We start from the raw sequence: 12,883 nt of genomic DNA on the forward strand, positions 1-12,883 counted from the left end.
CAGCGCGTGCCGCACACTGAAGAACTGGACAACCGCGAGGTGCTGGCTGTCCATCAGCTGAATATTGCGTTTCAGGAAGAGCGGCAGTTCATCCCCGCAGTACAGAATTTATCGTTCTCGCTCAGGCGCGGCGAGACGCTGGCGATTGTTGGCGAATCCGGCTCCGGGAAATCGGTCACCGCGCTGGCGCTGATGCGCCTGCTGGAACAGACGGGCGGGCAAATCAGCAGCGAGAAAATGCTCCTGCGCCGCCGTAACCGTCAGGTCATCGATTTAAACGAGCTAAGCGGCGCGCAGATGCAGGGCGTGCGCGGGGCGGATATCGCGATGATCTTCCAGGAGCCGATGACCTCCCTGAACCCGGTGTTCCCGGTCGGGGAACAAATTGCCGAGTCCATCCGGCTGCATCAGGGGCTGAGCGGCGATGAGGCGCTCAAAGAGGCCCGACGCATGCTGGAGCTGGTGCGCATTCCGGAGGCGCAGGCCATTCTGGGGCGCTACCCGCATCAGCTTTCCGGCGGCATGCGCCAGCGGGTGATGATTGCCATGGCGCTCTCCTGCCGTCCGGCGGTGCTGATCGCCGATGAGCCGACGACGGCGCTGGACGTGACGATTCAGGCGCAGATCCTGCAGCTCATCAAAGTGCTGCAGCAGGAGATGGAGATGGGGGTGATTTTCATCACCCACGATATGGGCGTAGTGGCTGACATCGCCGATCGGGTGCTGGTGATGCACAAGGGCAATGCTGTGGAAACCGGGGCGGTCGAGCAGATTTTCCATGCCCCCGAGCATCCTTACACCAAAGCGCTGCTGGCGGCGGTGCCGCGGCTTGGAGCGATGAACGGCAGCGATTTGCCGCGTCGTTTTCCGCTGATTTCCCTGGAGGCGACAGAGCCGCAGGAGGATGAAGGCGAGCAGGACACCGTGGTGTCGGGCAAACCGATACTCGAAGTGCGCAATCTGGTGACCCGCTTTCCGCTGCGCAGCGGAATTTTCAACCGCCTGAAGCGCGAAGTGCATGCGGTGGAAAACGTCAGTTTTGATCTCTGGCCGGGTGAAACGCTGGCGCTGGTAGGAGAGTCCGGCTGCGGGAAATCCACCACCGGGCGGGCGCTGCTCAGGCTTGTGGAGACCCAGGAGGGGACGATAACCTTTAACGGTGAACGAATCGACACTCTGCCAGATAATAAATTACAGGCGATACGGCGAGATATTCAGTTTATCTTCCAGGATCCGTATGCCTCTCTCGACCCGCGCCATACGGTAGGGTACTCAATTATGGAGCCGCTGCGGGTGCATAACCTGCTCGACGGCGAGGCGGCGCAGCGTCGTGTGGCCTGGCTGCTGGAGCGCGTTGGCCTGAAGCCGGAACATGCCTGGCGTTATCCGCACGAGTTTTCCGGCGGGCAGCGGCAGCGTATCTGCATCGCCCGCGCGCTGGCGCTGAACCCGAAGGTGGTGATTGCGGATGAGTCCGTCTCGGCGCTGGATGTCTCGATCCGGGCGCAAATTATCAACTTACTGCTGGATTTACAGCGGGATATGGGGATTGCCTTCCTGTTTATCTCGCACGATATGGCGGTGGTAGAGCGTATCAGCCACCGCGTGGCGGTGATGTTTATGGGGCAGATCGTGGAGATTGGCCCGCGAAGGGCGGTGTTTGAGAACCCGCAGCACCCCTACACCCGCAAGCTTATTGCGGCGGTGCCGGTTGCCGATCCCGCGCACCGTCACGGCCAGCGCGTGCTGCTGCAGGATGAGATGCCGAGCAACATTCGTAAACGCGGCGAAGCCGTGGAGCGCGTCACGCTGCGTGAGGTTGGTCCGGGCCACTTCGTGGCTCCGCCGCGCCAGGACAATGCCTTCTCACGGTTATAACTTACAACAGGCAGGAGAACACAATGGTTACATTTGTAGCGCGTAGATGGTTGTTAGCCGCGAGCGTGACGGCAGCCCTGGCCGCTGCCCCCGCGTTCGCCGCCAAAGACGTGGTGGTTGCCGTCGGCTCCAACTTCACCACGCTCGATCCGTACGACGCCAACGACACGCTCTCCCAGGCGGTGGCGAAATCGTTCTATCAGGGGCTGTTTGGTCTCGACAGAGAGATGAAGCTGAAAAATGTGCTGGCGGAGGGGTACACCGTATCCGACGACGGGCTGGTCTATACCATCAAGCTCCGTTCCGGCGTGAAGTTCCAGGACGGGACTGATTTCAATGCGGAGGCGGTAAAGGTCAACCTCGACCGTGCCAGCAATCCTGAAAACAGCCTCAAGCGCTATAACCTGTATAAAAATATCGCCAGCACCGAGGTAGTCGACCCGGCAACGGTAAAAATCACCCTGAAAGAGCCATTCTCCGCGTTTATCAATATTCTGGCGCATCCGGCGACGGCGATGATCTCACCCGCCGCGCTGAAAAAGTACGGTAAAGAGATCGGCTTCCACCCGGTGGGAACCGGTCCGTACGAGCTGCTCACCTGGAACCAGACCGATTTTGTGAAGGTGAAAAAATTCGCGGGATACTGGCAGCAGGGTCTGCCGAAGCTGGACACCATCACCTGGCGTCCGGTGGTGGATAACAACACCCGCGCGGCAATGCTGCAAACCGGCGAGGCGCAGTTTGCCTTCCCCATCCCGTATGAGCAGGCCGCCATTCTGCAGAAAAACAGCAAGCTGGAGCTGGTTGCCAGCCCGTCTATCATGCAGCGCTACATCAGCATGAACGTCACGCAGAAGCCGTTCGATAACCCGAAGGTGCGTGAAGCCATCAACTATGCCATCAACCGTCAGGCGCTGGTGAAGGTCGCTTTTGCGGGTTATGCCACCCCGGCCACCGGCGTGCTACCGCCGTCTATTGCGTATGCGCAAAGCTATCAGCCGTGGCCGTACGATCCGGCCAAAGCGCGCGAGCTGCTGAAAGAGGCGGGTTTCCCGAACGGCTTCAGCACCACGCTGTGGTCGTCGCACAATCACAGCACCGCCCAGAAGGTGCTGCAGTTCACCCAGCAGCAGCTGGCGCAGGTCGGCATTAAGGCGCAGGTCACCGCGATGGATGCCGGGCAGCGTGCGGCAGAAGTGGAGGGGAAAGGGCAGAAAGAGAGCGGCGTGCGGATGTTCTACACCGGCTGGACGGCCTCGACCGGTGAAGCCGACTGGGCGCTGTCGCCGCTGTTCGCCTCGCAGAACTGGCCGCCAACCCTGTTCAACACCGCGTTTTACAGCAATCCGCAGGTGGACAAAGACCTGGCCGATGCCCTGAAAACCACCAAACCGGATGAGAAAGCCCGCCTCTACAAGGACGCGCAGGACATTATCTGGAAAGAGTCGCCGTGGGTACCGCTGGTGGTGGAGAAACTGGTCTCAGCCCATAACAAAGCGCTGACCGGGTTCTACATCATGCCGGACACCGGCTTTAGCTTTGACGATGCGGATTTAAAATAAACCTCATGCTGAATTATGTTTGTAAACGTCTGCTGGGGCTTATCCCGACGCTACTGATAGTGGCGGTGCTGGTGTTTTTGTTTGTCCATATGCTGCCGGGCGATCCGGCGCGTCTGGTAGCCGGGCCCGAAGCGGATGCCACCGTCATTGAGCTGGTGCGTAAACAGCTGGGCCTCGACCAGCCGCTGTATATGCAGTTTCTGCACTATATGTGTAACGTTCTGCAGGGCGATTTTGGTATCTCGATGGTGTCGAGGCGTCCGGTGTCGGAGGAGATTGCCAGCCGCTTTATGCCCACGTTCTGGCTAACGATTGCCAGCATGGGCTGGGCGGTGGCGTTTGGGCTGGGCGCGGGGATTATTGCGGCCGTCTGGCGCAACCGCTGGCCGGACAAGCTCGGCATGGCCCTGGCGGTGACCGGCATCTCCTTCCCGGCATTCGCGCTGGGGATGCTGCTGATGCAAATCTTTTCCGTTGAACTGGGCTGGCTGCCGACCGTCGGGGCCGATACCTGGAAGCATTACATTCTGCCCTCCATGACGCTGGGCGCTGCCGTGTCGGCGGTGATGGCCCGCTTTACCCGCGCCTCGTTCGTGGACGTGCTGAGCGAAGATTATATCCGCACCGCGCGGGCGAAAGGGGTCAGCGAGAAGTGGGTCATTCTCAAGCACGGGTTCCGCAATGCGATGATCCCGGTGGTGACGATGATGGGGCTACAGTTTGGTTTCCTGCTGGGTGGCTCTATCGTCGTGGAAAAGGTCTTCAACTGGCCGGGGCTGGGGCGCCTGCTGGTCGACCGTCGAGATGCGCGACTACCCGGTGATTCAGGCAGAAGTCCTGCTTTTCTCGCTGGAGTTTATTCTTATCAACTTAGTGGTGGACGTGCTCTACGCCGCCATTAACCCGGCCATCAGGTATAAGTAAGATGCGATTGTTGAACTGGCGGCGTCAGGCCGTTTTGAACGCGATGCCGGGGCTGAAACCGGAGCATGTCCGCACCCCGTGGTCCGAATTCTGGCGACGTTTTCGCCGTCAGCCGGTCGCAATGGCGGCGGGGCTGTTCGTGCTGGTGCTGATTGCCGTGGCGGTCGTTGCGCCGTGGATAGCGCCGTTTGATGCGGAAAACTACTTTGACTACGACCGTCTGAACGACGGCCCCTCAATGCTGCACTGGTTCGGCGTGGACTCGCTTGGCCGCGATATCTTCAGCCGCGTGCTGGTGGGGGCGCAAATTTCTCTCGCCGCCGGGGTAGTCGCGGTGCTGATCGGCGCAGCTATCGGTACCGTGCTGGGGCTCGTCGCCGGGTATTATGAAGGCTGGTGGGACCGCATCATCATGCGCATCTGCGACGTGCTGTTTGCTTTCCCCGGCATTCTGCTGGCGATTGCCGTTGTCGCCATTATGGGCAGCGGCATGGCCAACGTCATTATCGCGGTGGCGGTCTTTTCGATTCCGGCCTTTGCCCGCCTGGTGCGCGGCAACACGCTGGTGCTGAAACAGCAGACGTTTATTGAATCCGCCCGCAGCATGGGAGCCAGCGATACCACCATTCTGTTCAGCCATATTCTGCCCGGGACGGTGTCGTCCATCGTAGTCTATTTCACCATGCGTATCGGCGTGTCGATTATTTCGGCGGCCAGCCTGTCGTTTCTGGGCTTAGGCGCGCAGCCTCCGACACCGGAATGGGGCGCGATGCTGAACGAGGCGAGGGCGGATATGGTGATTGCGCCACACGTGGCGATTTTCCCGAGCCTGGCTATTTTTCTGACCGTGCTGGCGTTTAATTTGCTGGGGGATGGGCTGCGCGACGCGCTGGATCCGAGGATTAAAGGGTAGTGCAGTGAAATGTGCCGGGTGGCGGCTACGCCTTACCCGGCCTGTAAAAGATGTGCAGTGAGATTAAACCCGGCTACCCCACAGGTCATACTCGTCCGCGTTTTCAACTTTGACGCGAATAATATCACCCGGCTTAACGTTGGTTTCGCCGTTCAGGTACACCGCGCCGTCGATTTCAGGGGCGTCCGCCATGCTACGGCCAATCGCGCCTTCTTCGTCCACTTCGTCGATGATAACCATGATCTCGCGGCCCACTTTCTCCTGCAGACGTTCAGCAGAGATCTGCTGCTGCAGCTGCATGAAGCGGTTCCAGCGCTCTTCCTTAACCTCTTCCGGCACCTGATCCGCCAGCTCGTTGGCGGTTGCGCCTTCCACCGGGCTGTACTTGAAGCAGCCGACGCGGTCCAGACGGGCTTCTTTCAGGAAGTCGAGCAGCATCTGGAAGTCTTCTTCGGTTTCACCCGGGAAGCCGACGATAAAGGTGGAGCGCAGGGTCAGATCCGGACAGATTTCACGCCACTGCTTGATGCGCGCCAGCTGGCGGTCAACGGAGCCAGGGCGTTTCATCAGCTTCAGGATACGCGGGCTGGCGTGCTGCAGCGGGATGTCCAGGTACGGCAGAATTTTGCCTTCCGCCATCAGCGGGATCACGTCGTCAACGTGCGGGTACGGGTAGACGTAGTGCAGACGCGTCCAGATACCGAGTTTGGACAGCTGCTCGCACAGGCCCACCATGCTGGTTTTCACCGGCTCGCCGTTGTGGAAACCGGAGCGGTGTTTAACGTCTACGCCGTAAGCCGAGGTGTCCTGGGAAATCACCAGCAGCTCCTTCACGCCCGCATCGGCCAGACGTTTGGCTTCCGCCAGCACTTCGCCAATCGGACGGCTCACCAGATCGCCACGCATCGACGGGATGATGCAGAAGGTGCAGCGATGGTTGCAGCCTTCAGAAATTTTCAGGTAGGCGTAGTGACGCGGCGTCAGCTTTACGCCCTGTTCCGGCACCAGGCTCAGGAACGGGTTGTGCTTTGGTTTTGGCACGTAGTGATGAACATGTTCCAGCACCTGCTCGTAGCTGTGCGGGCCGGTGATCTCCAGCACCTTTGGGTGCACCTCGCGGATTTGGTCCACTTTCGCGCCCAGGCAGCCGGTAACAATCACTTTGCCGTTTTCGGTCAGCGCTTCACCGATGGCTTCCAGTGACTCCTGGACCGCGCTGTCGATAAACCCGCAGGTGTTAACGATCACCATATCGGCGTTGTCGTAGCTTGGCACCACGTCATAGCCTTCGGTGCGCAGTTCGGTCAGGATGCGTTCGGAATCCACCAGGTTTTTCGGGCAGCCCAGGGAGACGAAGCCGATTTTCGGCTGGTGCGTAACATTGCTCATAGGTTAAAAATTCATCAATTATGGAGTTATCAGGGCGGGATTTTACAGCGTATCGCGGGGGATTTATACACTCTTTGCAAGGCGGATGCGCCAGGCCGAGGTTGTAACATTGTAAATAATGTTAATCAGTTAAGAATAATTGATCTCAGGCATTAAACTGTACAAAAAATGACCTTATTCTGAATGTGCAACATGGCTGACAGAGGAGGAAATAGCATGTCCGTTGACAGACTGAAACGCGATCTGCTTAACAAGCTGATCAACGCCCGAATCGACCTGGCCGCCTATCTGCAGCTCAGGAAGGCAAAGGGCTATATGTCAGTCAGCGAAAGCGAACATCTGCGTGATAATCTGTTTGAACTGTGTAATTTCATGCGTGAAAAAGCACCGACCCTGAAGGCGGAATACGATGAATGCGAGCTGATGGCGCTGCGTCGCGCCGCTGAGGTGCTCTCCATTGCAGGGGTATGTTTGATGAACGGACGCCACGACTGCCCAAATTTTATCGCTGTTAACGCGGAGAAGCTTGAAAACTGCCTGACAACGCTCTCTCTTTGCATCATGTGTCTTAACAAGCACGAGACGCTTGCACAACACTGAGTTCGGGGGGAGGCAACTCCCCCCATCTGATTAAGCTTTTGTAAAAGTGGTAACGCGCCCGGAGGTAATGGCTAATCTTTATGCCATATGCCGAAAAAGGAGCGCTTTATGCCTCGATCCTCGTTGATTTTCCTGCCTGCATTGTTCATTCCGTTTTCGCTTCTTGCTGCGCCAGAGGCGGTAAAGGTTGAGGTGCTGCAAAACCGACTCGATCACCCCTGGTCGATGGCGTTCCTGCCGGGTAATGACGGTTTACTGGTCACTCTTAAGGGCGGGCAGCTCAAGCGCTGGCAGGCCGGGAAAGGACTTTCCGATCCCATTGTCGGCGTGCCGAAGGTGTGGGCGAACGGCCAGGGAGGACTGCTGGACGTGGTGCTGGCGCCTGATTTTGAAAAGTCGCGCCGCGTCTGGCTGAGCTACGCCGAAGCCGGGCGTGACGGCAAGGCCGGAACGGCGGTGGGCTATGGTCGCCTGAGCGACGATCTTTCCCGCATCGAGGGATTCCAGGTGGTGTTCCGCCAGATGCCGAAACTCTCAACCGGTAACCATTTTGGTGGGCGACTGGTGTTCGACGGCAAAGGGTATCTCTTTATTGGACTCGGTGAGAACAATCAGCGCCCGACGGCGCAGGATCTGGACAAGCTGCAGGGTAAAGTGGTGCGCCTCACCGAAGACGGTAAAGTGCCGCCGGATAACCCCTTTGTGAACACCTCCGGCGCGCGGCCGGAAATTTGGTCCTATGGCATTCGTAACCCGCAGGGGATGGCGATGAACCCGTGGAGCGACACGCTGTGGCTGAACGAGCACGGCCCGCGCGGCGGGGATGAAATCAACATCCCGGAGAAGGGCAAAAATTACGGCTGGCCGCTGGCAACGCACGGCATTAACTACAGCGGGCTGAAAATCCCGGAGGCCAAAGGCGAGCACGTTGAGGGAGCCGAAAAGCCGCTGTTTGTCTGGAAAGTGTCGCCCGCGGTCAGCGGCATGGCGTTCTATAATAGCGATGTGTTCCCGCAGTGGAAAAACAAGCTGTTTATTGGGGCGCTGAAGGAAAAGGACGTTATCGTGCTGAGCGTGGACGGCAATAAGGTGACGGAGGACGGGCGGATCCTGGGCGACCGGGAGCAACGTATTCGCGACGTGCGGGTGGGGCCGGATGGCTATCTGTATGTCCTGACCGACGAAACGGACGGGCAGCTGTTAAAAGTCAGCCCGTCCGGTGCGTAATCAGGTGACCGGGATCATCACCACGTTACGGTACGCCGGGCGCTCGCCAAGCTGCTTAAGCCAGCGGTCAAGGTTCGGGCGCGGCGTCCATTTCAGACCGAGGTTGGTCAGGTTCCAGACGAACGGCGCTACGGCAATGTCCCCCACGCCGAACGTATCGCCGGAGAACCAGGCGTGCTTCGCCAGCTCATCGTCCATCATCGCAAACAGGTTTTCGCAGGCATCCTGCGCGGCATGAATGGCGGGGTAGTCGCGCTCGGCTTCAGGGGTTCTCACCAGCCCCATCAGGATCACGCGGTGAACGGGAGAGAGCGTCTGATTTGCCCAGTCCATCCACTTCTCACCCTGCGCGCGCTGCGCCGGGTTTTCAACCCACAGGCGGCCAAGACCGTACTGGGCGGCGAGGTAACGCACAATGGTGTTGGACTCCCAAAGCGTTGCGTCTGTTTCGTCATCGCGCAGCAGCGGCACCAGGCCGTTCGGGTTCATCGCCAGATAGTCGGCCTCTTTGTTCACGCCGAACGACATGCCAGCCATGATTTGGTTAAACGGTAAATCCAGTTCCTCCAGCGTCCAGAGCACTTTCTTCACGTTGGTTGAATTATTCCTGCCCCACAGCGTAATCATATTTACTCCTGATGAGTGTGAATCCGGGTCGGCTTTTTGCCATGGTGAGATAAACCTAACAATTACGCAACAGAAGACAAAAAAATCGCCTGAATCAAAGCGTAAATGAATGTTATTGCATAAACTTTAATAACTTTACCCTCGTTGGGTTTCTTTAACCGTTTTAGTGCGCTATTACTCATCGCTTCTTGCGACACGGTGATGTGACGTAATTTTTGAATGGACACTCGGGTGGCATTTATGACGCGAAAAATGACTTCTCTGCGCAGCCTGGCGGCAGGCTCTGCGCTTCTTTTCCTGTTTGCACCAACACTCTACGCGGCTGAACAGGCTGCGCCCGAAGCGCCGCCTGTGGACGCGCGCGCCTGGATACTGATGGACTATTCCAGCGGTAAGGTGCTGGCGGAAGGCAATGCGGATGAGAAACTCGATCCGGCCAGCCTGACCAAAATCATGACCAGCTATGTGGTCGGGCAGGCGTTAAAAGCGGGCAAGATCAAGCTGGACGATATGGTCACCATCGGGAAGGATGCCTGGGCGACCGGCAACCCGGCGCTGCGGGGCTCGTCGGTGATGTTCCTGAAGCCTGGCGATCAGGTCTCCGTCTCCGATCTGAACAAAGGGGTAATCATTCAGTCGGGAAATGATGCCTGTATCGCGCTGGCCGACTACGTTGCCGGCAGTCAGGATTCTTTCATTGGTTTGATGAATGGCTATGCGCAAAAGCTCGGCTTAACCAACACCACCTTCAAAACGGTCCACGGCCTGGATGCGCCGGGACAGTTCAGTACCGCGCGCGACATGGCGCTGCTGGGAAAAGCGCTGATCCACGACGTGCCGGATGAATACGCCATCCACAAAGAGAAAGAGTTTACCTTCAACAAAATTCGCCAGCCGAACCGCAACCGCCTGCTGTGGAGCAGCAACGTTAACGTGGACGGAATGAAGACCGGCACTACGGCCGGCGCGGGCTACAACCTGGTGGCCTCCGCGACGCAGGGCGACATGCGCCTGATCTCGGTGGTGCTGGGCACCAAAACTGACCGCATCCGCTTTAACGAGTCAGAAAAACTGCTGACCTGGGGCTTCCGCTTCTATGAAACCGTGACGCCGATTAAACCGGATGCCACGTTCGTCAGCCAGCGCGTCTGGTTTGGTGACAAGAGCGAGGTGAATCTGGGGGCGGGTGAGGCCGGTTCCGTGACCATTCCACGCGGTCAGCTGAAAAACCTGAAAGCAAGCTATACCCTGACCGACCCGCAGCTCACCGCGCCGCTGAAAAAAGGCCAGGTAGTCGGGACGATTGATTTCCAGCTAAACGGTAAGTCGATTGAACAGCGTCCGCTGATTGTGATGGAAGCGGTGGAAGAGGGCGGCTTCTTCAGCCGGATGTGGGATTTCGTGTTGATGAAATTCCATAGCTGGTTTGGCAGCTGGTTTAGTTAAGTTTTATGCCGGGTGGCGCTGCGCTTACCCGGCATAACCTCAATACATCAACTTCACCTGCTGTGCCTTTGCATGGGCCACAATCTCGTCATCGGGGCGGCAATCGCTGACGATAGCGTCAAACTGCGCCAGCTCGCCCATTCTTGCCGAACGCACCTTGCCAAACTTGCTGTGATCGACCACCAGCACATGATACTGCGCGGCATTTAACGCCCAGTGCTTGACCGGCAGCTCCTCCAGATTAAAGCAGGTTGCACCCTGGCGCACGTTCACGCCTGCGGCAGAATAAAACGCGATGTCCGGGCATAAATTGCTAAGCGTGTCCTGCAGGTTAAGCGGTTTAAAGATGGCGTTGCTGGCGTGAAACTCGCCGCCGCAGAGGATCACCCGGCACTCGGGTTTCTCCTGAAGCGCCAGAAAGGTGTTCAGGGAGTAGCACACCGCGGTAAAGGGAATACTGCTGTCAATGGCTTCGATAATCCACGGCGTAGTGGTGCCGCAGTCAAAAAACAGCGTCTGGTGCGGCTGAACCAGCGTAGCCGCAAGGCGCGCGGCTTTGCGCTTCTCTTCAACCAGACGCGTCTTCTGGTCGCTGATCAGATAATGGCTGGCGCTGCGCGGCTCAAGGACGATGTACCCGCCCAGCAGTACCACGGGGGCGCTGTCGCTGTTCAGATCGCGACGAATGGTCATCTCTGAGACGCCGAGGAGGTTGGCGGCTTCCTTCAGATGCAGCTTATCGCTGCGCTTCAGCGCCTGCAGCAGCTGAGCAATGCGGTCATCGCGTCGTGTTTCCATAGTTCCTCGGGATAAAAAAGTGAGCCCCCGCAGGGCGGGGGCTCAGTGTAACCTGTCCGGTTGGGATTAGTCACGTATCCAGCCCTTACGGATCGGGATGGCAAAAATGGCGCGATAGAGCGAAGAGAGCCCGCGGTAGAGCGCCTCACCGAAGAGATTCCACAGGATAGCCGCGCTCACGCAGCCAATCAGCCCCACCAGGAAACCGCCCACCATATCCAGCGGCCAGTGGACGCCAAGATAGACGCGCGACCAGGCGATAGCCACAGCGACCACCATCAGCACCGCACCCGACCACAGGCGATGCCAGAACAGGAAAGCCAGCGCGAAAGTGAAGATCACCGTACCGTGATCGCTCGGGAAAGAGTCATCCGGCGCGTGGTGCAGGAAGGTGTAGCCAATGCGATCGACAAAAGGACGATCGTGCGGGAACGCGTGGCCGAGAAGTAGCTGACCAGCACGCTTACCCCGAGCGCCATCGCGACTTTGATCACCAGCTGACGCTGTGCCTTAACCTGGCTGCGCGGCCCCCACAGCCAGAGAATGGCAGCCAGCGCAGGCACGATGCTGATAAGGTCTTTCGCCAGAAAGGTGGCAAAATCAATCATCCACTCTGGCGAGGCCGGGGTGGCGTTGATCAGATAAAACAGCTGATAATTCAGATTCTCTAGCATAGCGTAATCACTCTTTTGCAAACCGGGTGGAAACCAGCCCGTAGACCGCCACCTGGGAAAACCAGACCCACCACCCGGCCCACAGGTTGTGAGAGAAAAAATGTGCCCCGCGCATCACCTGACCGAAGCCCATCGCCAGACCCAGAACCGCGCCAAGGACCACAAAGCTCCAGGCGAGACGCGGACGCTCGCGCCAGAAGGCAAAAAACAGCCCCATCACCATAAAGCCGCTGGAAGAATGGCCACCCGGGAAGCAGCGGCCCGGACCGCTGTCTGCCGGAACGGCGCTGAACAGGGGGTAAGACACGGCCTTACCGCCATATTCCACCAGATCCCACGGGCAGCTGTGGTGGCTGATGCTTTTCAGCATGCCGACCACCAGCGCGCCAAGCCCCATCAGCAGCGCGGCTGTGACAAGCCTTGCGTTACGTTTGTAAGCGCCGTAAAGCAGCGCCACGGCGCCTAAGGCAATCGCTATGTACTTCGCCAGACGATGGTTCAGCAGATCCAGCAGGTGGTCTTTCTGCAGCGGGAAAGTCTGTGTCGCCGCGTCATACCAATAACCGGTGATCCATCTGTCGAGCGCTTCATCGCGCGATAGCCACGTAAACACCACGGCAAGCGCTACTAGCACCAAAAGCTGATAACCATAAAAGCGGGACGGTAAGCGGTAAAGCTGTTTTGTCTTATTAGTCTGTAAGTTAGACAATTCTGAACGGCTGGAAGTGAGTGCCATAATTAGGGATCAGTGACGAGTAATCGCGCTATCATAAATCTGTCAACTTAAGGAAACCTTAAACGAAGACGATATGTGCTTTATTTCTGTTTCTCCTCGATAAATCACT

10 protein-coding genes and 2 pseudogenes are annotated in these 12,883 nt (G+C 58.1%); 7 read left to right on the forward strand and 5 right to left on the reverse strand.

All coding sequences use genetic code 11. The features are described 5' to 3' along the window. The first annotated feature begins 6 nt into the window (after positions 1-6). From gsiA to gsiD, 4 genes and pseudogenes are all read left to right on the forward strand, one after another. Positions 7-1,878, forward strand: coding sequence for a glutathione ABC transporter ATP-binding protein GsiA (gsiA, locus tag DG357_RS07305; RefSeq protein ID WP_045630941.1), 1,872 nt, complete (start codon positions 7-9; stop codon positions 1,876-1,878). Positions 1,879-1,901: 23 nt separating this feature from the next. Then, the gene (gene gsiB / locus DG357_RS07310; protein ID WP_048960860.1) at positions 1,902-3,440 is read left to right on the forward strand and encodes a glutathione ABC transporter substrate-binding protein GsiB; all 1,539 of its coding nucleotides are present in this window, start codon (positions 1,902-1,904) and stop codon (positions 3,438-3,440) included. A gap of 5 nt (positions 3,441-3,445) precedes the next feature. Continuing rightward, a pseudogene (gene gsiC / locus DG357_RS07315) lies at positions 3,446-4,364 on the forward strand (glutathione ABC transporter permease GsiC). Position 4,365: 1 nt separating this feature from the next. Then, the gene (gsiD, locus tag DG357_RS07320; protein ID WP_047368167.1) at positions 4,366-5,277 is read left to right on the forward strand and encodes a glutathione ABC transporter permease GsiD; all 912 of its coding nucleotides are present in this window, start codon (positions 4,366-4,368) and stop codon (positions 5,275-5,277) included. A 63-nt stretch (positions 5,278-5,340) separates the two neighbouring features. Here the strand turns inward: gsiD and rimO are convergent, their stop codons facing one another. Continuing rightward, a complete protein-coding gene (rimO, locus tag DG357_RS07325; protein ID WP_045259986.1) occupies positions 5,341-6,666 on the reverse strand; it encodes a 30S ribosomal protein S12 methylthiotransferase RimO in 1,326 nt (441 codons plus the stop codon). A 216-nt stretch (positions 6,667-6,882) separates the two neighbouring features. Between rimO and bssR the strand changes: the two genes are divergently transcribed. Both bssR and DG357_RS07335 read left to right on the forward strand, forming a co-directional pair. Continuing rightward, entirely contained in the window at positions 6,883-7,266 is a 384-nt protein-coding gene (gene bssR / locus DG357_RS07330; protein WP_028012482.1) for a biofilm formation regulator BssR, read from the forward strand. Positions 7,267-7,374: 108 nt separating this feature from the next. Beyond that, positions 7,375-8,493 carry a PQQ-dependent sugar dehydrogenase gene (locus DG357_RS07335; protein WP_048957049.1) on the forward strand — a complete coding sequence of 373 codons (1,119 nt, stop codon included), beginning with the start codon at positions 7,375-7,377 and terminating at the stop codon, positions 8,491-8,493. Here the strand turns inward: DG357_RS07335 and DG357_RS07340 are convergent, their stop codons facing one another. Next, positions 8,494-9,120, reverse strand: a complete 627-nt coding sequence (locus DG357_RS07340; RefSeq protein ID WP_028012484.1) for a glutathione S-transferase family protein — start codon at positions 9,118-9,120, stop codon at positions 8,494-8,496. Between the two features lie 240 nt (positions 9,121-9,360). On the opposite strand from DG357_RS07340, the gene dacC reads away from it, so the two are divergent. Beyond that, on the forward strand, positions 9,361-10,566 hold the full coding sequence (dacC, locus tag DG357_RS07345) for a serine-type D-Ala-D-Ala carboxypeptidase (RefSeq protein ID WP_045260004.1): 1,206 nt from the start codon (positions 9,361-9,363) through the stop codon (positions 10,564-10,566). 39 nt (positions 10,567-10,605) lie between these two features. Here the strand turns inward: dacC and deoR are convergent, their stop codons facing one another. The 3 genes and pseudogenes from deoR to DG357_RS07360 form a co-directional block, all read right to left on the reverse strand. Next, on the reverse strand, positions 10,606-11,364 hold the full coding sequence (gene deoR / locus DG357_RS07350) for a DNA-binding transcriptional repressor DeoR (protein WP_047368171.1): 759 nt from the start codon (positions 11,362-11,364) through the stop codon (positions 10,606-10,608). A gap of 66 nt (positions 11,365-11,430) precedes the next feature. After that, a pseudogene (gene ybjG, locus DG357_RS07355) lies at positions 11,431-12,038 on the reverse strand (undecaprenyl-diphosphate phosphatase). A gap of 7 nt (positions 12,039-12,045) precedes the next feature. Beyond that, positions 12,046-12,774, reverse strand: a complete 729-nt coding sequence (locus tag DG357_RS07360; RefSeq protein ID WP_088204908.1) for a phosphatase PAP2 family protein — start codon at positions 12,772-12,774, stop codon at positions 12,046-12,048. Between the last annotated feature and the right edge of the window lie 109 nt (positions 12,775-12,883).

This window comes from Enterobacter bugandensis, assembly GCF_900324475.1.
Lineage (GTDB): Bacteria > Pseudomonadota > Gammaproteobacteria > Enterobacterales > Enterobacteriaceae > Enterobacter > Enterobacter bugandensis.

What these genes read in the sequence shown, in the direction of transcription:
- gsiB (WP_048960860.1), top strand. Translation starts at nt 1,902, where the DNA reads ATGGTTACATTTGTAGCGCGTAGATGGTTGTTAGCCGCGAGCGTGACG.
- gsiD (WP_047368167.1), top strand. Translation starts at nt 4,366, where the DNA reads ATGCGATTGTTGAACTGGCGGCGTCAGGCCGTTTTGAACGCGATGCCG.
- rimO (WP_045259986.1), bottom strand. Translation starts at nt 6,666, where the DNA reads ATGAGCAATGTTACGCACCAGCCGAAAATCGGCTTCGTCTCCCTGGGC.
- bssR (WP_028012482.1), top strand. Translation starts at nt 6,883, where the DNA reads ATGTCCGTTGACAGACTGAAACGCGATCTGCTTAACAAGCTGATCAAC.
- DG357_RS07335 (WP_048957049.1), top strand. Translation starts at nt 7,375, where the DNA reads ATGCCTCGATCCTCGTTGATTTTCCTGCCTGCATTGTTCATTCCGTTT.
- DG357_RS07340 (WP_028012484.1), bottom strand. Translation starts at nt 9,120, where the DNA reads ATGATTACGCTGTGGGGCAGGAATAATTCAACCAACGTGAAGAAAGTG.
- dacC (WP_045260004.1), top strand. Translation starts at nt 9,361, where the DNA reads ATGACGCGAAAAATGACTTCTCTGCGCAGCCTGGCGGCAGGCTCTGCG.
- deoR (WP_047368171.1), bottom strand. Translation starts at nt 11,364, where the DNA reads ATGGAAACACGACGCGATGACCGCATTGCTCAGCTGCTGCAGGCGCTG.
- DG357_RS07360 (WP_088204908.1), bottom strand. Translation starts at nt 12,774, where the DNA reads ATGGCACTCACTTCCAGCCGTTCAGAATTGTCTAACTTACAGACTAAT.